General features: G+C 44.9%; 22 protein-coding genes. 10 read left to right on the top strand and 12 right to left on the bottom strand.

Annotated elements, in window-relative coordinates:
* Positions 1–25 precede the first annotated feature (25 nt).
* Genes WCW_RS03545 through WCW_RS03535 form a run of 4 tightly spaced genes read left to right on the top strand, consistent with a single transcriptional unit; the run spans position 26 to position 2,319 of the window.
* The gene (locus WCW_RS03545; protein ID WP_013181821.1) at positions 26–790 is read left to right on the top strand and encodes an OmpP1/FadL family transporter; all 765 of its coding nucleotides are present in this window, start codon (positions 26–28) and stop codon (positions 788–790) included.
* A 34-nt stretch (positions 791–824) separates the two neighbouring features.
* Positions 825–1,295, top strand: coding sequence for a transposase (locus tag WCW_RS09940; RefSeq protein WP_013181820.1), 471 nt, complete (start codon positions 825–827; stop codon positions 1,293–1,295).
* A complete protein-coding gene (locus tag WCW_RS03540) occupies positions 1,213–1,650 on the top strand; it encodes a transposase (protein WP_211259916.1) in 438 nt (145 codons plus the stop codon). The genes WCW_RS09940 and WCW_RS03540 overlap by 83 nt, the downstream gene beginning before the upstream one ends.
* Before the next feature lie 27 nt (positions 1,651–1,677).
* Positions 1,678–2,319: an OmpP1/FadL family transporter gene (locus WCW_RS03535; protein ID WP_079891160.1), complete on the top strand. Its 642-nt coding sequence runs from the start codon at positions 1,678–1,680 to the stop codon at positions 2,317–2,319.
* Positions 2,320–2,337: 18 nt separating this feature from the next.
* Here WCW_RS03535 and WCW_RS03530 read toward each other — a convergent pair whose 3' ends face one another.
* Positions 2,338–2,919, bottom strand: coding sequence for a riboflavin synthase (locus tag WCW_RS03530; RefSeq protein WP_013181817.1), 582 nt, complete (start codon positions 2,917–2,919; stop codon positions 2,338–2,340).
* 26 nt (positions 2,920–2,945) lie between these two features.
* The gene (locus WCW_RS03525) at positions 2,946–3,452 is read right to left on the bottom strand and encodes a SycD/LcrH family type III secretion system chaperone (protein WP_013181816.1); all 507 of its coding nucleotides are present in this window, start codon (positions 3,450–3,452) and stop codon (positions 2,946–2,948) included.
* A gap of 292 nt (positions 3,453–3,744) precedes the next feature.
* Between WCW_RS03525 and WCW_RS03520 the strand changes: the two genes are divergently transcribed.
* Positions 3,745–4,173, top strand: coding sequence for a hypothetical protein (locus WCW_RS03520; RefSeq protein ID WP_013181815.1), 429 nt, complete (start codon positions 3,745–3,747; stop codon positions 4,171–4,173).
* On the opposite strand, the gene xerD is transcribed toward WCW_RS03520, so the two are convergent.
* From xerD to WCW_RS03505, 3 genes are all read right to left on the bottom strand, one after another.
* Positions 4,121–4,999: a site-specific tyrosine recombinase XerD gene (xerD, locus tag WCW_RS03515; RefSeq protein WP_013181814.1), complete on the bottom strand. Its 879-nt coding sequence runs from the start codon at positions 4,997–4,999 to the stop codon at positions 4,121–4,123. The two genes, WCW_RS03520 and xerD, sit on opposite strands and share 53 nt — an antisense overlap.
* A gap of 148 nt (positions 5,000–5,147) precedes the next feature.
* Positions 5,148–5,657, bottom strand: coding sequence for a hypothetical protein (locus WCW_RS03510; RefSeq protein WP_013181813.1), 510 nt, complete (start codon positions 5,655–5,657; stop codon positions 5,148–5,150).
* The gene (locus tag WCW_RS03505; RefSeq protein ID WP_013181812.1) at positions 5,657–7,213 is read right to left on the bottom strand and encodes a glucose-6-phosphate isomerase; all 1,557 of its coding nucleotides are present in this window, start codon (positions 7,211–7,213) and stop codon (positions 5,657–5,659) included. Before WCW_RS03505 ends, WCW_RS03510 begins: the two co-directional genes overlap by 1 nt.
* A gap of 88 nt (positions 7,214–7,301) precedes the next feature.
* On the opposite strand from WCW_RS03505, the gene WCW_RS03500 reads away from it, so the two are divergent.
* Positions 7,302–9,380, top strand: a complete 2,079-nt coding sequence (locus WCW_RS03500; protein ID WP_013181811.1) for a sodium-translocating pyrophosphatase — start codon at positions 7,302–7,304, stop codon at positions 9,378–9,380.
* A 149-nt stretch (positions 9,381–9,529) separates the two neighbouring features.
* Here WCW_RS03500 and WCW_RS03495 read toward each other — a convergent pair whose 3' ends face one another.
* Genes WCW_RS03495 through trmB form a run of 3 tightly spaced genes read right to left on the bottom strand, consistent with a single transcriptional unit; the run spans position 9,530 to position 12,589 of the window.
* Positions 9,530–10,417: a hypothetical protein gene (locus WCW_RS03495; RefSeq protein WP_013181810.1), complete on the bottom strand. Its 888-nt coding sequence runs from the start codon at positions 10,415–10,417 to the stop codon at positions 9,530–9,532.
* Entirely contained in the window at positions 10,414–11,904 is a 1,491-nt protein-coding gene (gene bshC, locus WCW_RS03490) for a bacillithiol biosynthesis cysteine-adding enzyme BshC (protein ID WP_013181809.1), read from the bottom strand. Before bshC ends, WCW_RS03495 begins: the two co-directional genes overlap by 4 nt.
* Positions 11,891–12,589 (bottom strand): tRNA (guanosine(46)-N7)-methyltransferase TrmB, encoded by a 699-nt coding sequence (gene trmB / locus WCW_RS03485; RefSeq protein WP_013181807.1) that lies wholly within the window; start codon positions 12,587–12,589, stop codon positions 11,891–11,893. Before trmB ends, bshC begins: the two co-directional genes overlap by 14 nt.
* A gap of 88 nt (positions 12,590–12,677) precedes the next feature.
* Between trmB and WCW_RS03480 the strand changes: the two genes are divergently transcribed.
* Together WCW_RS03480 and WCW_RS03475 are read left to right on the top strand one after the other, a co-directional pair.
* Positions 12,678–13,556, top strand: a complete 879-nt coding sequence (locus WCW_RS03480; RefSeq protein WP_041941757.1) for a methionyl aminopeptidase — start codon at positions 12,678–12,680, stop codon at positions 13,554–13,556.
* Positions 13,493–14,425, top strand: a complete 933-nt coding sequence (locus WCW_RS03475; RefSeq protein ID WP_079891159.1) for a DMT family transporter — start codon at positions 13,493–13,495, stop codon at positions 14,423–14,425. The genes WCW_RS03480 and WCW_RS03475 overlap by 64 nt, the downstream gene beginning before the upstream one ends.
* Here the strand turns inward: WCW_RS03475 and aceA are convergent.
* Complete coding sequence (gene aceA / locus WCW_RS03470; protein ID WP_013181805.1) at positions 14,415–15,698, bottom strand: isocitrate lyase; 1,284 nt, start codon at positions 15,696–15,698, stop codon at positions 14,415–14,417. The genes WCW_RS03475 and aceA overlap by 11 nt on opposite strands.
* Before the next feature lie 4 nt (positions 15,699–15,702).
* Positions 15,703–17,304: a malate synthase A gene (gene aceB / locus WCW_RS03465; protein ID WP_013181804.1), complete on the bottom strand. Its 1,602-nt coding sequence runs from the start codon at positions 17,302–17,304 to the stop codon at positions 15,703–15,705.
* 141 nt (positions 17,305–17,445) lie between these two features.
* Here aceB and WCW_RS03460 point away from each other — a divergent pair, with 141 nt between their 5' ends.
* Positions 17,446–18,180, top strand: a complete 735-nt coding sequence (locus tag WCW_RS03460) for a hypothetical protein (RefSeq protein WP_041941499.1) — start codon at positions 17,446–17,448, stop codon at positions 18,178–18,180.
* A complete protein-coding gene (locus WCW_RS03455) occupies positions 18,177–18,980 on the top strand; it encodes a hypothetical protein (protein ID WP_013181802.1) in 804 nt (267 codons plus the stop codon). The genes WCW_RS03460 and WCW_RS03455 overlap by 4 nt, the downstream gene beginning before the upstream one ends.
* A gap of 35 nt (positions 18,981–19,015) precedes the next feature.
* On the opposite strand, the gene WCW_RS03450 is transcribed toward WCW_RS03455, so the two are convergent.
* Both WCW_RS03450 and WCW_RS03445 read right to left on the bottom strand, forming a co-directional pair.
* Entirely contained in the window at positions 19,016–19,294 is a 279-nt protein-coding gene (locus WCW_RS03450) for an RNA recognition motif domain-containing protein (RefSeq protein ID WP_013181801.1), read from the bottom strand.
* 145 nt (positions 19,295–19,439) lie between these two features.
* Positions 19,440–19,904, bottom strand: coding sequence for a hypothetical protein (locus WCW_RS03445; RefSeq protein WP_013181800.1), 465 nt, complete (start codon positions 19,902–19,904; stop codon positions 19,440–19,442).
* Between the last annotated feature and the right edge of the window lie 2 nt (positions 19,905–19,906).

Raw genomic sequence — 19,906 nt, 5'->3', positions numbered from 1 at the left:
AAATTTTCCTATTTATGGAGGAATCATGAACAAAAAATTCTTATCGCTATTATCTAGCGCCATCCTCCTGCTCAATTGTGAAAAGGCATTTTCTTCTGGTTTTTTCTTGATTGAACAGAGCGTCAGCGCTATGGGAACTGCCTATGCAAGCGGATCCGCATACGCAGAAGACGCTTCCACCATTTGGTTCAACCCGGCAGGGATGACAAAGATTTGCGGAAGGCAATTTGTTGGAGGCGGACATGGCGTGTTTCCTTCTCTAGACTATAATGATGAAGGATCAATCGCTGTTGAAACCTTCAGTAATAGTCCTGCGCCTGGGGGCATTCCTGCAACTTTTCAACCATTAATCGGCAACGACAGTAAAAGCGATGAACCGGCTCTTGTTGGTCAAAGCTACTTTAGCGCACAGCTTAACAACCGTTTATGGGTTGGATTAGGGATTACTGCTCCTTACGGTCTGGTTACCGATTATGGAAATGATTGGAAAGGCAGATACCACGCGATCCGCTCTGCTGTGCTAACAGTCAATATCAATCCAAGCATCGCCTGGAAAATCAACGATCGCTGGAGCATTGGAGCTGGATTTAGCGCAATGTATCTGCACGCCAAATTAACAAATGCCGTCGACTTCGGTTTAATTGGGGTAAATATTCTTGGAGAAGCCGCCGCAGGCGCTTTGGGGCTAGTTCCCCAGCAATCAGATGGGACGGTTGAGTTAAAAGGCAACAGCTGGGGCTACGGCGGCAATGCCGGCATTCTCTATGAACCTATCCAACTAAAATATTGAGTATGTTATAAGTTTCTCTTTTTGTGGAGAAACGATGAAAAGAGGCTTCAATTACCTTTCGGATGAACAATGGGAAATAATTTCTAGACTTATGGATACAAAATTTCCTTTGGAACGTGGAACACCTAGAAGCAACATGAGAAAGGTTTGGAATTCGATTATTTATATTTTAACTAGAGGTTGTCGCTGGATTGATTTACCATCAAATCCAAAGTGGTATGTCCCTAGATCAACAGCTCATAAATGGGCTAAACAATTATCGGAAAATGGCACCCTTGATAGGGTTCTAAGCGGACTCTTACAGAAGGGAGTCCAACAAGGATTGATCGACCTTAGCCAGCTAGCGGTTGACGGGTCTTTTTCCCCCCTCAGCAGGAGGAGGCGAGGGGGTATCTCATGGATACAAAGGCAAGGGCTCATTAATCCATCTAATCGTAGATGGAAGAGGCAAACCTTTAGCAGCAACCACAACAGGTGCTGGAGGAAACGAAAGGACCGAAGTTGAAAAACTACTTCAAAAAGTAACAATTTTGCCTAAGTCAAATTTGTCAGAAAGAATGATTGTTCTCGAGGCCGACAAGGGGTACGATTGTAGCTGGCTGCGTCAAAAACTCTTATCAAGTGGTATCTTTCCATTTATTCCTTATCGAAAAATACAAGGGCGAGATATTCCAAAAAGCGTGGAAATAATGAATGCCTTCCACTTAGAAAAAAGGAGGTGGCAAGTAGAGCGTGCTTTCGCATGGCTAAAGAGGAGGTGTAGGCGTTTAATGAATCGTTGGGAAAGAAAAAAGGTTATTTGGGATGGATTCGTGACTCTAGGTTTGATTTATACTTGGATGTTAGATTTAGTTGGATAGGTTCATGAACCTTGCTGCGGCACCCGCATTGGTTTTAGCTACCGTTCAGAAGTGAAACACAAAGTAAAGGGAGAAGAAAAATTCAAAGTCTTGCCGCCTGGAATGGAAAATCCTAACAACCCTTTAGCAGCTGCCTTTCAGGATACCGGAGCAAAAGCCGATATTACCTTGCCCATGCAGCTATCTTTGAGCGGTTATCATGAACTCAGCCGATGCTTTGCCATTATGGGAGATGTCACCTGGACCAAATGGAGTTCATTGCAAGAGCTGCGTTTTGTCTTTGACAATCCCAATCAACCTGAAAATGTGACAACATTTCAGTGGAAGAATTCTTTCCGCTACTCATTAGGCGTTCACTACCGTCCAAGTGATTGCTTCATTGCAAGGTTTGGCGTCTCCTATGATGAAACACCTGTTCCCAACAGCCAGCGCAGGACTCCTAGAGTTCCGGATGAAGATCGTTTCTGGATTGCAACAGGAGTCGGCTACAAGATCAATTCCTGCACCCGTATTGATATCGGCTACGCTCACTTGTTTGCACGGGATCCTGAAATTGACAAAAGCACAAACCTTGTCAATGATCCGGAAGACTGGTTTAAAGGAGGATTGCTAGGCAAATTCAATGCCAAGACAGATATTATTTCTGCACAGGTTGTCGTGAATTTCTAACTTAACAACAAGGCACTCCTACATGGAGTGCCTATCGACAAGAACTTGAGTTTGGTAGTCAACTTCTATGTTCACCCGATCTCCGGGTTGTTTGAGACCTAAAGTCGTCATTCTTAAAGTTTCAGGGATCAAATGAACGGAGAGAGGATTTATTTCAACAATGGTCAAACTGATCCCGTCAATGGCAACAAACCCTTTCTTAAAGAAATATTTTTCAATCCTTTCCGGCACAAGAAACTTGACAATCGTCTCTTCGTTTCGCGTCTGTTTTTCAAAAATTTCCGCCGTTGCCATCACATGTCCCGAAAGCAGGTGTCCACCAATTTCATCGCCGAATTTCAAGGAACGTTCAACATTGACTAGACGCCCAATTTCCATTGCGTTGAAAGTTGTCACTTTTAGTGTTTCCTCGATTAGGTCGAAATAGACACGGTCTCCCAAAATTTCCACAACCGTCAGGCACACGCCATCTACAGCAACGCTCGCTCCAATGGCAAGCTTCTCCCTTAACTCCGAAGGAAGCAAAACAGCGCAACTGAAGCCGCGCTCCCTAATGATATCGACAATGGGAAACGTTCCTTTGACAATTCCTGTAAACATACAGAAATCTTATCAAGATTAATCGATTATTCATACCCTCGAATGAGGTTTCTTGCTTGTATGGCTTGTTTTTTTAAATCCGCAAATTCTGCACTATCAGATGCGTATTCAACTGCCAGATCCAACGCTTGCAAAGCGTTTTCCCTTTCATTAACTGCAAAAAGGCATTTAGCTAAATAAAAATAAGGCACTGGATCGTCCGGTTTGTAAAAGGCCACCATTTCATAAGCGTCAATTGCATCTTCAAAATTCCCGCACATCTGCGTAGACATCCCGAGCCCCAGCCAAAATTCAGGATTTTTAGGATTTAATGTGACCAGAAATAGAAACGCATCGGCAGCATCAGTATATTTTTCATGTTCAAGAAGATGATACGCTGCATGGTAAAACTTTGCCATCGTCTCATCTGAAAACTCTAGAATTTCTTGTGCAGATCTTCCTTTGGCAAATTCCTTTTTCAGCCATTCCTTATCATTCAGCTTCTTTTGGATTTTTTTTGGTATTTTGAATTCGCCTAGATCATCGTCTTTCATGACCAACACCTCTTAAATTAAAGGAAAAATTTCACTTTTTTCTTTAAGGAACCTCCTTAGGTTATAGACATTATATAATGCTTACCTATTATACTTATATAATATAACTTTTTTTATTGAATGTCAATTATTTTATTTGATAAAACCCTGTTAATTTTGATTTCATCTCGAAATTCTGATAAGATCGCAAAAAAATCGTGAAAGGGTGAATATTGAACCTATTTTGCATTTTCTTGTGAAAATCGTGTATACTGAGAAGTGTTCTTTAAAACTTTAGAAGCAGGTTGTTAAAGTGTATCAAGTCCCCCGCATTTTTCATAAAGATCCTCGACTCAGCGTGCCAAATTCTGTTCAAAATCAGGAAAAATCGATTTTGGGAAAAATTTGGCACGTCGCCAGAGTCATCCTTATAGGACTGGCGGGAGCTGCCATGTTTGCAACAAACCCCACTCTTTTTACACTCGGCTTTATTTCCGGCATTATCTGGGATGCTAAAGTGCAGGAAATCACCGACAAGATCAAATCCATTTGGAAGAGCCAAACCGGAGGAGTTTTACTGCTCGCTGGCATCGCCTCTTTTCTTGCGTTGCAAGTGACCTGGGCTGCCGGCTCAATTTTTTATGCAGCTAACTTGGGACGCTGTATGGTCCAACGCGCACAAAGAGCTGTCAACTCCTGGGATGATACCGATCGAATGCATTTTGCAAATGAATTCGGCTAATGTGGGTATAACGATCCGTACTGCTAATGCTGGCATGGCCAAGCATCTCCTGAATCACCCTTAATTCCGCGCCATTATCAAGCAAATGGGTAGCAAATGAGTGGCGCATGGTGTGAGGCGACAAAGATTTGGTGATGCCGGCCTGCGCGCCATATTCCTTAATCATCTTCCAAATCAAAACACGGTTCATCGGTTTTCCCCGCTTATTGACAAACAGATAGCCGGCTTCATCAATGCTTTTGCAATCGGCGCGTTTCGCAAGATATCGGTTAATGGCTTGAGAAGCATGGCTTCCCAAAGGAACAATCCGCTCTTTCCTTCCCTTGCCAAAAACGCGTACAGTCTCCTCTTCCAAATCCTCAATTTTCATTTGGCACAGTTCCGACACTCTTAATCCACACGCATAAAGGAGCTCAAGAATTGCTCGATCCCGCACACCTTCAGAAGTTTCTGGATCGGGCTGGTTTAAAAGGATCTCCATCTCTTCCATCGTTAACACATCGGGAATGATTTGCCAACCTTTAGGCGATTGCAGATAAAGCGATACGTTATTCTCAACCACCCCTTCCCGTTTGAGAAAGCGGAAGAACACTTTGATCGCTATCAGATGTCTTGAAATTGTGGAGACAGCCAATTGCCTTGATTTCAGATAAGAGAGAAAATCGACGATTTCTTCCTGGCCAACTTCATTAAATCCTTGGATGCCTTTCGATTCAAGGTGGGAGATGAAAGAGAAAACGTCTCGTTGATAAGCCTCGATTGTATTTTGAGTCAGCCCTTTTTCAGACCCTAAATAGATCAAAAAATCATCCAGTTGTTCAATCATGAACCTATCCTAGTACCCAACCATGAAAACTTTCGGTTCAAATTCCCATTCTGAGCTGTTGGGATGAGTCGATCGCAAACGACTTAATATAGTTAATATTGAGACGCTTGCGATCGACTCATCACAACGCTCATAATGAGAATTTGTTTCAAAAATTTTCATGGTTGGGTACTAGCGCTGACGTTAACGCTGTCTGAATTAAATCAGCTTGGATTGATGAAAGATCGACCTTTTTAACTCCGATGATCTCTTCTGTGCTTCGAACTTCGTAGAGCTGTACACTCCCTTCATCCTCTTCAATCTCCTGCCTGAGCTGCAGCAGTTTGTTGCGCGTCAGCAAAAGCGCCAGGATAAAAGCTTGATTCTGCTCTTCTCTGCACTTGCTTGAACGATATTCTTTTAAAAGTTCCAGCGCCCGTTCATCTTTTCGCATCGTTTCCGCAGATGCTTGCTGCTTTTCAGGTATGGAGGATTTCCAAAAAACTTTCCCTTCAGGCTCTTGCACATTTTGCCAACATGCCGGACAATAATCTTTTCGCATATACCCCTCTTCACTTGGTTCAAGCAAAGAGTAATAAGATTGACCGGGCGTGAAATCCTCGTTTCCCAACACACACCGGCGATGCCTTCGGGGGATGTCAAAGGTGTGAAGCGCCATTAAATCTCTTCCAACTGTTTCAAATAAGCTTGCCCAAGAGGATATTCCCCTTCTTTTACGGATTTAAATTGATCTAACAAGCGATTCGCCAAAACTTTTCCCAACTGCACTCCCTCTTGATCGAAAGAGTTGATATTCCAAATAAATCCCTGAAAAGCCGTTTTATGCTCAAAATAGCTCAACAAAGCTCCTAAAGTATAAGGGGTGAGCTGATTTGCGAGCAACAACCGCGAAGGTCTATTGCCGGGAAAGCATTGATTTGGATGATTGCTGGATTTTCCGGTTGCAAGCGCAATCGCTTGAGCAAACAGATTCGCTAACAACTTCTGCTGAGATGTCGTTCCTTTGACATTAAGATCTTGCCCATATTGACATTTTTTGAATCCGATAAATTCGAGCGGCACAATCTCTGTTCCCTGATGAAGAAGCTGAAAAAAGGAGTGCTGCGAGTTGGTTCCAGGCTCTCCCCAAATAATAGGACCTGTTTTAAAATCAACACGCTTTCCTGTCTTGTCGATCCTTTTCCCGTTTGACTCCATATCAAGCTGTTGAAGGTGAGCGGGAAACCGAATCAAAGCCTGAGAATAAGGCATCACACCTTGAGTCGAATACCCAAGAAAATTGTGGTTCCAGATCCCCAAAAGCGCAGCGAGCAAAGGAAGATTATACTCAATATCGGACCGAAGCGCTACACGATCCATTGCATGAGCGCCATTCAACCACTCCATAAAAACATCAAATCCATAGGCAAAGGCAATCATGACTCCTCCGACCATAGAGGTGCTGGAGTACCTTCCTCCTATCCAATCCCAAATATAGAAGCTTTCGAGATATCTTTCGGGATTGTCCATTGGACTGTTTTCACCGGTGATCGCAATAAAGTGATGACGGCTATTCAATCCTGCCACTTCAAAACGTCGACGGGCAAGCTCTTCGTTTGAAAGGGTTTCCAGCGTCGTGCCCGATTTCGAAACGACACCGACTAGACACCTTTCCAAGTTGATTTCATCAAAAACACCCGCTGCGTCATCAGGGTCGACATTGCTGATAAAATGCACCTTCCTTCCAGCTTTTTGCAAATATTGCAAAGCTAAATAATTTGCGTGCGGCCCCAAGTCCGAGCCGCCAATGCCGATCATCACTAACTCATTGAACCGTCCCTCGATACCAGGAAGAAATGCTTCGAGCTTATCAACTTCCCTGCGCGCCAAAGCCGCAGCTTCGGGTTCTTGAGGATTGCCGAACAGATCTCGAGTTGCCGTGTGAAGCACTTTACGCTCTTCGCTTGGATACCCTTCAATCCGATTCATGACGGCACCTGTCTGCATCTCCTTCATCTTCTCCACAGCTTGAGATTCAACGGCTAAGCCTCTCAATCCATCCAATACGTCATCAGTGACTCTTTCCGTTCCGAACAAAAGCCTAAACCCTTCGGCTGAAGCTTTATATTTCTGCACTCTCTCGGGGTTCAAAACACCTTCAGAAGTCAAATCGATCGGATCTTCTGCCAGCTTTGTCAGCTGATCGAATGCTTTAAGTTTTTTAAAATCAGTCATTTTACCCACTAACTTCTCATTTAAAGATCAACTCTCTATAGTCGAGAGTTTTAAACAAACTTTTTTTTTAGTGAAGAGGTAATTGCAAATGGTTCCATTGTTAATCATCACATTCATCAGCTTGGCTGGCCTTTTGTTTGCCGCCTATCTTGCCAACTGGATCCTTTCCCATGAGGAAGGAACAGAGGAGATGAAGTCTATTGCACGTGCTATTCAAGAAGGCGCAATGGCCTTTTTGCACCGCGAGTATAAAGTATTGGCAATTTTTATTCTCATCCTGACCCCCATTCTTTGGTATTCGCTCGATGAAGCCGGCTCCTCTGTCAACCAAGGGAAATATACCGCGATCGCCTTTGTCATCGGAGCGCTTTGTTCAGGAGGCGCAGGATATCTGGGAATGCGCATTGCCGTCCAGGCAAATGTCCGAACTGCCAACGCAGCGATTAAAAGCCTTCACGAAGCATTGCAACTCGCTTTTTCCAGTGGAGCGGTCATGGGACTTTGCGTCGTTTGCCTCGCATTGCTCGGCCTGTCTTCCCTTTACCTTTTTTTGGTTCCAATCATGGGAATGTCTCATGAATCTGCCATCCATATCATCAAAGGTTTCGGCCTTGGAAGTTCCTCGATCGCACTTTTTGCACGGGTAGGAGGCGGCATCTTTACAAAAGCTGCGGACGTCGGCGCCGATCTTGTAGGCAAGGTAGAGATCGGCATTCCGGAAGACGATCCCCGCAATCCAGCCGTCATCGCCGATAACGTCGGAGACAATGTGGGCGATGTCGCTGGAATGGGAGGCGACCTGTTTGAATCTTATGTAGGAACGATTATCGCATCGCTTACAATCGGCGCTTTCACTTTCCACTCTTTTCCTGCCATCATTTTCCCGATTCTGGTCGCTGGCATTGGCATTGTGGCATCTATTTTAGGCTCGTTTTTTGTCACCAAAGGAAGACGATCCGAACAGCCTCTTGTTCATGGAGCCTTTAGGAACGGGCTTTTTTTCGCCAGCACTCTTGTTGTAGCCGGAGTCTGGCTTCTTTCTCGAACCTGTCTGCCGGAATCATTCGAACTTCTAGGTGCCAGCTATACACAAAATGGCGTTTTTTTTGCGATCGTCACAGGATTGATTGGAGGAATACTGATCGGATTGATCACAGAATTTTTCACCTCCAGCTCCTATTCTCCTGTGCAAGAGATTGCCCAAGGAGCCTCGACCGGAGCAGGAACCAATATTATCACAGGATTAAGCGTCGGCTACCGCAGTGTCGTCATGCCTATTATCGTGATCTGCTGCGTCATCTATCTGGCTTTCCTGTTAGCCGGACTGTATGGCATCGCCCTATCTGGCGTCGGCATGCTTTCAACTCTTGGGATCTCTCTTGCTGTTGATGCATACGGCCCTGTTGCAGACAATGCCGGTGGAATCGCAGAAATGGCGAAGCTCGATAAAGTGGTGCGCGAACGGACAGATACTTTGGATGAAGCGGGAAATACCACTGCCGCTATTGGAAAAGGATTTGCAATCAGCTCAGCGATGCTATCAGCCCTTGCACTATTTTCCGCCTTCAGCATCGCTGCAAAACTTGAGAACACCTCTATCACGAATCCAACAGTGCTGATCGGCTTGTTTCTTGGAGCAATGCTTCCCTACCTTTTTTCTTCGCTAACCATGAAGGCGGTCGGAAAAACCGCTTTTAAAATGATCGAAGAGGTGAGAAGGCAATTTAAGACCATTGACGGTCTAATGGAAGGAAAAACGAGACCGGAATATGGAAAATGCGTCGATATTGCAACTCAAGCTGCATTGAAGGAAATGATCATTCCGGGGATCATCGCAATCGCCTCTCCAATCGCCGTCGGCCTCTTTTTAGGCAACGAAGCTTTAGCCGGACTATTGGCTGGTTCTTTGATCAGCGGTTTTTTAATGGCGGTGATGATGGCCAATGCCGGAGGCGCTTGGGACAACGCTAAAAAATTCATCGAATCAGGAGAGCTTGGAGGCAAAGGGTCTGACAGTCATAAGGCTGCTGTTGTTGGCGACACAGTTGGGGACCCATTTAAGGACACCTCCGGCCCTAGCTTAAATATTCTGATTAATGTCATGAATATTGTCAGCTTAGTCTTTGTCCCTGTATTCGTTGAATATGGCGGCATCCTGACGCGGTAGTCTTTCACAACTCATTTCTATAGGCAAGCCAAAAGGCTTGCCTAATCTAACTAAAACATTTGGATATAAGGTCTCTATCGTGATGACACATAAGCAAGGTTTTGTTTTAAGTTCGGAGACTTTGCACGGCAATCCGTTTGATGCCCATGTCATGATAGCAAACGGGACTTTGACAAATCCTGTTTAAGGCGCAACGAATCTTTCCACTCTTCGCAACTCACTTCTATAGGCAAGCCAAGAGACTTGCCTATCGTGACAATCGTTCCTCCTGCAGCGCAGAACCCCATCAGCCGCCGTTTGCAAAGTGAAGCTACAGTTTCAGAATCGACAATGACATCATCCAATCCTTGCCACTCGCTTGTCAACAAAGTTTCAGGGATCATGCGAAACGGAAGGTCTTTACTTTTCAACCAAAGCGCAATCTCATCCAAAGATGGCGACGCTCCTTTCTCCGGTATACAAAGCCCGATCGTTGGTTCAACGATCGCATTTTCTACCAAATGTCTTCCAATCATTCCTCTAGATCCGCAGACACTCTCCCAACCAAATTCCGGTAAAGGATTCTCCACGCCTTTTACAACAAGAGTGAAATGGGGAAACCGCTCTTTTGAAATCGCCCGTGAAATCTCTGTAGGGCTGGAAAGAGATGAAACATCAAGCATGATAAAGGCTTCCACCTCATCGGGTAAACCGCCTGCCAAAATTTCCAACACGCGAATCTGCTCATCGTTCAGTAGATCGCCTCCCAAATAAAGGCAAACACCTGCGGTTTCTTCCCGAAATTTCTCCCAAACAGCAGAGCAAAAATGTTCGACTGCCAGGCGAAGCGAAGAAACTTGCGCCTCTGTGCATGTTAATTGGAGATCGAAATCTAAATTCCAAAAAAGTTTAAACCCTTTCTTTTTAAGGCGATCTGCTTCCAGGAGCTCCTTTCTCCACTCCAGCAGGCTTTTCAGCCCGGCATCAAGCGTAATGGAAACAGCTTCGAAACCTGCAGGGACTTCAACAGGCAATGTGTCGGCAAGATAGATGTTCATAAAAAGCAGTAAAGATGTCCGCGAGGGACTGTGTTAAGTTGTTTTAAAAGTTCATCAATGACTGAATAATCAACATGGGATTGAAACTCCCACCAATTCAGCACTCTCTCTTGAATGTTATCGTGGGGATGCAACAAATTCTTAAGATAATGCAGAGAATGAGGAGCGATCCCCTTTTTCCTCAACCTTGACAGAATCGCCTTTCGCTTAAGCTTCTCCGACTGAAAAGCGGCAAACCTCCGTATCGACTCTTCTGAAAGGTCCCGACCAAAATGATTCTCTGCGCTAGCGATCCATTCATGCGTGAGCCCTTCCCCCCCCTCCTCGATCGAAGGAACAATCTCTATCCAACTCTCGGGAAGCTTATCCCAAGGATCTCTGCCGATTTTCTCGAGCATCTCCTGCGCAATTGGCGTGACAACAGACAAACTTAAACGGGGAACAATCCAAGGCATAGAGATCCCGTGATACTCATGGTAATCTTTCAGCTGTCTGTAGTACATCAACTCACTCGGACCTGCTGCATAGGCCAGCACTGGAAACAACCAACTCTGCAAGACACAGCGGGCCGCAGCATTCGTGCTGAAACGCTCAGGTTCTTTTTCAATCAACTGCAACAGCTGCTTTTCAGAATACGTTTCACCTCTAACTTCAAAATCTTTACCCATGCGATAGATCTTGCATCGTAAAGATCCCCTCATTTTAATAAACAAGTTCGTTCCTTGAGACACATCCAGAACAGCCGTTCCGCCAGCCAAAGAAAGTTTTTGCGCCGATTGGCTTAAAGAGTGCGCGATTTGATCGCAGTCCGAAATCTCCCTTTTCAAAAATTCCACAGCAAAAGGGCGCAGGATCCGAGGTTCAAGAAAGATCAGCCCCGTCCCTTTGAAGATTTCTGCCATCACCTTGGCCATCGCCAAGCAATAGCTGGTTTCCCCCCGAACGATCTGATAAAGATCCTCTCTGCCAATCACCTGGCAAAACCTCTTAAGCTCATTTTGATGCTCGCCGGAAAGTGTAAGATTTTCCACAAACCTTCCATCCTTAGGAAGGGAAAGGTGAAATTTATTGAGATTGCCTAAGTTGTCGATCAGATACGTATGATCGATCTCATCGACATCATGATCCTCTGTCGCCATCCAAAACATGGGAACGGCTCCATGCTGCCGAGCCAGGAGCAAACAGGTCAACGCTTTGAGAACGGTATAAGCAGGCCCTCCAAACAACCCCAGTTGCTGCCCGCTGAACACGCACATAGTCGACGGTTTGCGGAATCGAGCAATGTTTTCCAAAGCAGCTGCACCATTTCCAAGACCGCGGTTGTACGTTTCTAAGATATCTGCCAAAGTATCTCTTTGAAAGGTTCTGCCTTGAACCAAAGCGCCCGCTTTCTCCGCTCCTTTAGAATCATATGGAGCGATCGAGTAAAAGGCCGAGAGAGAATCTTCGCGGTAAAGGCAGGGCTCTTTTTTTTCAATCAACTGCATGCATCAATTCCTGCTTACGGTATTGATGATAACGGATCACTCGGCCTTTATCCCTCCACAAGGCGTCAAAAAAAGACGTTCCATAGCCTTCAAGCTCGTTAACATAGTAGGGCTCTGGATGAGCAGAACACATGCCCTCCTGCATATTCAACACCTCTATCATCTGTTCCGAATAGACTGCGTCATCCGTGACAAGAGTCAAGACTCCTTGAGGCTTTAAAATCCTGGATATCTGCTCAACAAAAGGCCTTTGAACAATCCTGTGCTTTGCATGCCTTTTCTTTGGCCAGGGATCGGGAAAATTGATATAAATCCGATCAACAGCTCCAGAAGGGAAATACTCCTGCGTCATCCGAAATCCTTCACCGCAAAAAACAACGAGATTGTCCAAATGTTCATTTTTTATTTTGGACCAAATTTTCCGCACTCTGTCAAATCTTTTTTCCACTGCGACCCAATTATTCTGAGGATTGGATTTCGCTTTCTCAACAATCCAAGCTCCATTGCCGCTGCAATACTCAATCACAACCGATTTGGAATTGCCGAATAAAGAGGGAGCTTCCCATCCGGGGAAGGTGAATTGATCGTAGTTGTCGTAATACTCCGGCACATAAAGGACGCGGTCTTTCAGCAGCACTTGCCTGGCTTCCCAAGAAAAGGGAAATTTTAAATCTTTGGGCTTCATGAACCTACCCTTGATGGAAAAACTTGTAAAATGGAGAGAGTATTATATAATACTGAAAGAACAAATGCAAACAAACGTGAACCTCATGATCGGAAGAAACGACCCTTGCTGGTGCGGAAGCGGTAAAAAATGGAAAAAATGCCACTACCCGGAACAAGGAAAAGACAATAACCTCGAAAAAATCAAAAAAGAATATTATAAAAAACACAACATTCTAATTAAAGACGATCGGCAAATCGAAGGAATCCGCCGCTCCTGCCGGCTCGCAGCTGAACTCCTTGACGAACTCTGCAAAGCTGCCAAAGAAGGGACCACCACCTTGGAATTGGATGAGCTGGCCAAAAAACTGCACAAAGAGGCTGGAGCGATCGCGGCTCCGTTAAACTATGGCTCTCCCCCTTTTCCCAAGCACATCTGCACCTCTCTCAATGAAGTGATCTGCCACGGTATTCCTGATCTCACTCCACTGAAAGAAGGCGATATTTTGAACATCGATGTCACCTGCATCCTTGACAGCTATTTTGGCGACTGCAGCCGCATGGTTTCCATTGGCAAGATTTCCGAAGAAAAACAGCTAGTGGTCGATGTCTCCTACGACAGCCTGATGGAATCGATCGCGATCTTGAAGCCGGGCATTTTAGTTTCGCAAATCGGAGAAGTGATCGAATCGATAGCCCACCCCAAGAAATGCTCTGTAGTCAACCAATTCGTCGGACACGGCGTCGGCGTCAAGTTTCATGAAGGACCTCAGATCCCCCATTGCCGGAACAGCATGCACATCCCTCTTCAAGCTGGAATGACATTTACCATTGAACCCATGATCAACGCTGGCGCGCGTGAAGCTGTGATTGATCCGACAGACCTTTGGACTGCCCGTACTGTAGACGGAAAGCCAAGCGCCCAATGGGAGCATACACTTTTAATCACAGAGGACGGATGCGAAATTCTGACTCCTTGGGAAAGATAACATCATATTTACCTGGGGTGATCGCGATCTTTCTATGGTCAACCGGAGCCTATTTTATTTTTAAAATGAAAAACCTCCCTGTCAGCCAAATTTTAGTAGTTGGACAGCTAGTTGGCGGACTCATCAGCATCTACTTTGAAAAGAGCCGGTTTTCGTTGCATTCCATGAAAAACCGCATCCGAAAGGGATGGGCAATTCTAGCAATCTTTTGGATCAGCCAGTACGGCTATATCTATGCCTTCCAAAATGCTCCGCCGGCTCAAATCAACCTGATTTTCTACACATGGCCTGCAATCCTCATCATCATCAAAGCCTGGAACATTACTCGAAAGTTGAACAAGTGGGACATTGCAGGAATTTGGCTGGGGTTTATGGGAATTGCCATCTTGCTTTCTCCTGATTTGAAGCAAGATGCCTTCAGCCTTCGATACTTATCCGGATATCTCGGAAGCATATTGGGTGCATTAGGATGGGTTGCTTATCTTTTATACACCGATCAGGAAAAAAAAGACAAAAAAGGGTTTACAAGCATCGGAGAAGATATCCTCATCCTGGGAATTTTCAATTTTTTCCATCTGATGATCACAGAGCATTGGATACAACCCAATACAAATGAATGGATGATGCTCGGCTATTATTCCGTCAGCATGTTCGGTATCCCTTATTATCTTTGGCGCATCACATTGAAGAAAGATCCGAAAATGGCAGGCGCCCTATCCAATGCAACTCCTGTTCTTTCGATCATCTGGCTTATCCTTGCCAAAATTACCCCCTTTACAATCGAACTGGCCGTGAGCATTGTCATGGTTAATCTAGGCATCTACTGCATCGACAGATCGGCTAAAAGCACATCGTCAATCACAGGTTGAACTGCTCTTCTTCTGTCGAGCCCGCAAGCGCCGTGGTCGATGACTGACCTTGGCTAAGCGTCATCGTCACCATATCAAAATAACCGGCTCCCACAAACTGCTGATGTTTAATTGCACTGAAACCGCCTTGCCTTTCCAACTCAAATTCCCGTTCTTGGAAACGGGAATAAGCCGCCATCCCCTCTTCTTTGTATTGTCTAGCCAAATCGAACATTGAAGCGTTCAACGTATGAAATCCAGCCAAAGTGACAAATTGAAATTTGTACCCTATTTCCCCAAGCTTTTCCTGAAAATCCCGGATAGATCGATCATCTAGCTTCGCTTTCCAGTTAAAAGAAGGAGAGCAGTTATAAGCTAGCCACTTGCCGGGGTATTTCTCATGAATTCCTTGCGCAAACTCCCTAGCTTCTCCCAGATCGGGTGTCGATGTTTCACACCAGACCAGATCGCAATAAGGAGCAAAATCAAGCCCTCTTGCAATCGCATAAGGGATTCCCCCTTCAATATAATGAAAGCCTTCCACAGAGCGTTCCCCTGTTAAAAACGGCCGGTCTACCGAATAGGAATCGGAGCGGATCAATTTGGCAGAATGCGCGTCGGTTCTTGCTATGATTAACGTGGGAATTCCCATGACATCAGCTGCAAGGCGCGCAGCCATCAATTTTTCAATAAACGCATCACCTGAAACAAGAACCTTGCCCCCCATATGGCCGCATTTTTTCTGCGAAGAGAGCTGATCTTCGAGATGAATGGCTGCAGATCCTGCTTCGATCATTGCCTTGATCAACTCAAAGGTGTTCAAATTGCCCCCGAATCCCGCCTCAGCATCTGCGATGATCGGAACAAACCAATCTCCATTTACTTTGTTCTGCATATGCTGGATCTGATCTGCACGTTTCAGCGCGTTGTTGATCCGCCTGATTAAATGCGGCATGCTCTGCACAGGATAAAGGCTTTGGTCTGGATACGTTTGCAGGGCGTCATTTGCGTCAGCAGCCACCTGCCAGCCACTGGCATAGATCGCCTTTAACCCTGCCTGCACCATTTGGACCGCTTGATTTCCCGATAAAGCACCCAAAGCCCGCACAAACGTTTCACTCTCCAGTAAATTCCAGAGTTTTTCCGCTCCTATTCTGGCTAATGGATAATCAATGGCAATCGATCCTTGCAACTTGATCACTTGCTCTGCAGAATATTGCCGAACAACCCCCTTCCAGCGGGGAGAGGTCTCCCACTCCTTTTCCAACGACGCAACATCTTCTTTTGTATACATGAACCTACCTAAGTTTTTGATAAGCCGGCAATGTTAAAAATTCCACAAAATGTTTGGAAAAAACAAGCTCTTCAAACAGCGCACGTGCCTGCGTAAAAAGCTTTTCCTGGTAAAGCTCGCCATAAAACGCACGAATTTTGGCTAGTTCATCTTCGATCAGTATCGACACCCACTCATCAGTGACAGCCTTTCCATCAACAGTTTTCAAGCCTGCATGGATCCACTGCCAAACCTGTGCCCGCGAAATCTCCGCAGTCGCAGCGTCTTCCATTAAATTGTCAATGGCCGCTGCACCTTTCCCAGAGAGCCAGGAAGCCAAATACTGCAGCGCAACATTAATATTATGCCTGACTCCTTCTTCTGTAATCGTTCCATTTGGAATACTAAAATGCAAAAGGTCCTCTGCGGCAACATGGACATCTTCCCTCAACCGATCTTTTTGATTTGCCTTATCCTCAAGGTTTTCCTCAAAAACAGCCCTTGCAACTGGCACAAGGTCCGGATGCGCTACCCATGTGCCGTCGCAGCCGTCCCCAACTTCGCGCAGCTTATCTTCTTTAACTTTTCGCAAAGCTTTTTCTGTGACTTCCGGATCTTTGCGATTCGGAATAAACGCAGCCATCCCGCCAATCGCATGAGCACCCCTCTGATGACACGTCTTCACCAAAAGTTCTGTATATGCCCGCATAAAAGGAACAGTCATCGTGATCTGATTGCGATCAGGCAGAGAAAAACCCGGAAGACGGCGAAATTTTTTGATCACACTGAAAATATAGTCCCATCTTCCAGCATTCAGCCCAGCCGAATGTTCCCGCAGTTCAAAAAGGATCTCCTCCATTTCAAAAGCAGCCAAAATTGTTTCGATCAAAACGGTTGCACGGATTGTTCCCCGAGGAATTTCCAAAGCCTCTTGAGCTGCGAGAAACACATCGTTCCACAATCTGGCTTCTAAATGGCTTTCCAGCTTGGGAAGATAAAAGTAGGGGCCGCTTCCTTTTCTCAAAAGGCGATGGGCGTTGTGAAAAAAATAGAGCCCAAAATCAAACAACGAACCGGAAACCTCTTCTTCATCGACCCTGCAGTGCTTTTCATTTAAATGCCACCCCCTTGGGCGTACGAGCAAGGTCGCATGCGTTTCATTAAGCGCATACGTTTTCCCATCGGGATTTTCAAAAGAGATAGAGCCATCGATCGCATCACGCAAATTGATTTGCCCCTGTACAAGATTATCCCAAGTCGGAGAGTTCGCGTCTTCAAAATCCGCCATAAACGCATCGGCTCCGGAATTCATGGCATTAATCACCATTTTTCGATCTGTCGGCCCTGTGATCTCTACCCATCTCTTTTGCAAATCATCCGGAGTTTCGGCAACCGTCCAGCCGATATCGTTTCTCAACGCTTCAGTCTCCTTAAGAAACATCGGCAGCTCTCCCCTATTTAGCCTCTGCTGCCTTTCCGCTCTTTGCTCCAATAGATCCAAACGCCTCTGATTAAACCTCCTGTGCAGTACTCCAATGAAGGAAAGCGCCTCATCCGTTAAAATTTCCCCATATTCAGAAGACATTTTTCCTAAAATTTCGATCCCCTGCACTTTTTGATTCTGCATAACCTTACACCTTATCGTTTTCCAAAATAATCGGTATAGCAAAACAGGAATTTGAGCAAAAGGGATAAGAGTGTGTATATGATATAATTATTATTTGACATCTTTAAATTATTTAATATATCATTTCATATGATGGATAAAATGATATTTGAGATCCAAGATCAGCTTATAAAGCCTCTCATGGAAGAAATTGAGCGGATGTATCTGGAACATCTACAATCGCAACAAATCTCCAAAGGGCAGCTAGGAGCTTCTATTCCCGCTTTGAAAAAAAACGTGGAAAAGGAGATGCAGGAATTTAAAAACCTCTTGCTGGGAAGAGAAGAGCTTTCCCTTATGGAAAAGGGATTTGATCTAGCTTTGCAGCATTTGCACAAATTGCCAAACGCTACTGTCATCATTGAAGACCTGCAACAAGCAGGACACCGTTTTATTTCTCAGGAAAAACCGTCAAACGATGAAATCCCCTTTTTTTACGATACCCTTTTAGAAATGTTCGGACTCAGTGAAGAAACCTTTAACAGTTTCTACACCATTGCTGCTGATTTTTTTCATCAAAAACAATACAGCAATGCGCTAAGCATTTTTTTACTGTTAACCAACCTTAGCCATTTGACATTCGAACCTTGGTATGCGCAAGGTATCTGCTGGCAAAAGAAGGGGAATTTTTCCGAAGCGATGCGCTCATTTGCAATGGCTTCCCTCGTCAATTACGATCATCCTGGACCTCACCTGCACACAGCGGAGATCTATCTATCGATTGGAGAGCACAAGCTGGCAGCTGAAACATTGGATCACGCATTGAAAGAGTGCGACCAAGAGCTGTTGAAATCACAAAAAGAATTTATCCGTTTTTTAAAGAAGAGGCAAAAATGAACAGCGATTACCCCCTTTCCTTAGGAGGAGGAGATACTTCTTTCAGTTCTTTCGAATCAATCGATGATGCCGACCCATCACTAGACACCCTTCTCCTACCTTTAACACCGGAAAGAAGTTCCGTCAACGACATTAAAACAGCAGCCAAACGTATGAGAGGCGCTCCGGTTGGCAGTTTGTACAAAAATCTCGGAGAAGCCGTAACAAGGCAATTGACAGGATTCTCTCCGAAAGAAATCAAAAAAAGCTTCAGGGAATCCTGGGCAAAAGATAAAAATCTAGGCCCTGTTTTGGGAAGGTTGAAAATGGCTGGCAGATGCCTTGGATTTGCAATCGGAACACTCGTCAACGTCGCCAGTAAGATTGCAGCATTAAGTGTTGCCTTGATTGCAGCAACAACTAGCGGCATGCTGCAATTTATTTTTACTCCGATCAAATCATTTAAAAAACCGCATACAGTGATGAACAATATCATTGGATTCGGCACCACTTCGGGAGTTTTAGCGGGAAGCGGAATCTCATTTCTTGGAATGAAGCTAAGTCAATGCGTAGCAGGAATTAAACTCGAACCTCAGGATGAAGGTTCTTCAACATCGACATTCGATAGGGCAGTCGAAGACAGCTCAGGAGCTGGACTCATCGGCATGGTCATTGGCGCAGGGATTGCCTGTCTTTATCCTGCCATGTGGCAGCTGCCTTTCAGAGATTCGGGAGAGAATCAGCCATCTATCGAGGAAATAGAGGCTCGCATGCAAGAGATCCTTGCAGCGCGTAAAGCGGATTCGCTTTCTTCTGATTGAGCAGAGGAAATCTCCTCTGCTCTTCAAGGTCTTCTCTAACCGCGTGTTTTGCTGCGGCGAGGAGGACGATCTTCCATCGGCTTCGCTTCGTTAACGACAATGCTGCGTCCTTCGAAGTTAGATCCATTGAGCTCTTTAATTGCCTCTTCTGCAGCTTCTTTATCTGCAAATTCGACAAATCCGAATCCTTTAGACTGACCGGTAAAACGATCAGTAATGATTTTCGCACTCAAGACTTCGCCGAAAGAGGCAAAATAATCTTTGAATTGATCTTCCGATACACGATAGGACAAGTTTCCTACATAAAGTTTCATGACTTTCTCCAATACTAAAAAAAAATTAAAGTCTTCACCTTACAGGGAACTATCCGAGAGCAGAAAAGACTAACAGTTTAAGTAACTCCATCATATGCTGAATTGCAGATTTCAAGCTAGTAAAATTATAGCTGGCTAAAAGATATTATCTACCCTGCCTTTTCTTACTTGCCTTAAAAATTCTTTCCACCCAAGTATTGCTACTTTTCTGACCTTGCATCATCAAGTAGACCACAATGATCGATAACCCTAATGCAGGGCTGAAAATTCCGACCAAAAGGCCAAATGCTGTGACGATCATTTTGCTATAAGTGCTCCACACGATTTTCGTGCGCTCCCAGAGCTTATGCCACTGAAAAAACGTCAACACGTTGACGCCAAAAAACAGCAAGACAAAAGGCGTTGCCATCAGAAGAAAAAAGAGAAGAAATAGTGTCAGAAACAAACAGGCAATTCTAACTGAAACAGGATAGCTTCGAGCTCCGATTCTTTGATAAGAAGACTTAAACTCTTTCTGAAACCCTCCAAATTCATGTCCGGGATCATAATCTTCAGTTTCAACATAAATGCGCTCAGGCTTTTCAATCTCTTGATGATCTTTATGCTCCATTA

Origin of the sequence: Waddlia chondrophila WSU 86-1044 (assembly GCF_000092785.1) — a bacterium.
Classification (GTDB): Bacteria; Chlamydiota; Chlamydiia; order Chlamydiales; family Waddliaceae; genus Waddlia; species Waddlia chondrophila.
This window is presented reverse-complemented; position numbering and strand designations above follow the sequence as displayed.

Coding starts and splice junctions, on each gene's coding strand:
- WCW_RS03545 (WP_013181821.1), top strand. CDS start 26: ATGAACAAAAAATTCTTATCGCTATTATCTAGCGCCATCCTCCTGCTC.
- WCW_RS09940 (WP_013181820.1), top strand. CDS start 825: ATGAAAAGAGGCTTCAATTACCTTTCGGATGAACAATGGGAAATAATT.
- WCW_RS03530 (WP_013181817.1), bottom strand. CDS start 2,919: ATGTTTACAGGAATTGTCAAAGGAACGTTTCCCATTGTCGATATCATT.
- WCW_RS03525 (WP_013181816.1), bottom strand. CDS start 3,452: ATGAAAGACGATGATCTAGGCGAATTCAAAATACCAAAAAAAATCCAA.
- xerD (WP_013181814.1), bottom strand. CDS start 4,999: ATGATTGAACAACTGGATGATTTTTTGATCTATTTAGGGTCTGAAAAA.
- WCW_RS03510 (WP_013181813.1), bottom strand. CDS start 5,657: ATGGCGCTTCACACCTTTGACATCCCCCGAAGGCATCGCCGGTGTGTG.
- WCW_RS03505 (WP_013181812.1), bottom strand. CDS start 7,213: ATGACTGATTTTAAAAAACTTAAAGCATTCGATCAGCTGACAAAGCTG.
- WCW_RS03500 (WP_013181811.1), top strand. CDS start 7,302: ATGGTTCCATTGTTAATCATCACATTCATCAGCTTGGCTGGCCTTTTG.
- WCW_RS03495 (WP_013181810.1), bottom strand. CDS start 10,417: ATGAACATCTATCTTGCCGACACATTGCCTGTTGAAGTCCCTGCAGGT.
- bshC (WP_013181809.1), bottom strand. CDS start 11,904: ATGCAGTTGATTGAAAAAAAAGAGCCCTGCCTTTACCGCGAAGATTCT.
- trmB (WP_013181807.1), bottom strand. CDS start 12,589: ATGAAGCCCAAAGATTTAAAATTTCCCTTTTCTTGGGAAGCCAGGCAA.
- WCW_RS03475 (WP_079891159.1), top strand. CDS start 13,493: ATGGGAGCATACACTTTTAATCACAGAGGACGGATGCGAAATTCTGAC.
- aceA (WP_013181805.1), bottom strand. CDS start 15,698: ATGTATACAAAAGAAGATGTTGCGTCGTTGGAAAAGGAGTGGGAGACC.
- aceB (WP_013181804.1), bottom strand. CDS start 17,304: ATGCAGAATCAAAAAGTGCAGGGGATCGAAATTTTAGGAAAAATGTCT.
- WCW_RS03460 (WP_041941499.1), top strand. CDS start 17,446: ATGATATTTGAGATCCAAGATCAGCTTATAAAGCCTCTCATGGAAGAA.
- WCW_RS03455 (WP_013181802.1), top strand. CDS start 18,177: ATGAACAGCGATTACCCCCTTTCCTTAGGAGGAGGAGATACTTCTTTC.
- WCW_RS03450 (WP_013181801.1), bottom strand. CDS start 19,294: ATGAAACTTTATGTAGGAAACTTGTCCTATCGTGTATCGGAAGATCAA.
- WCW_RS03445 (WP_013181800.1), bottom strand. CDS start 19,904: ATGGAGCATAAAGATCATCAAGAGATTGAAAAGCCTGAGCGCATTTAT.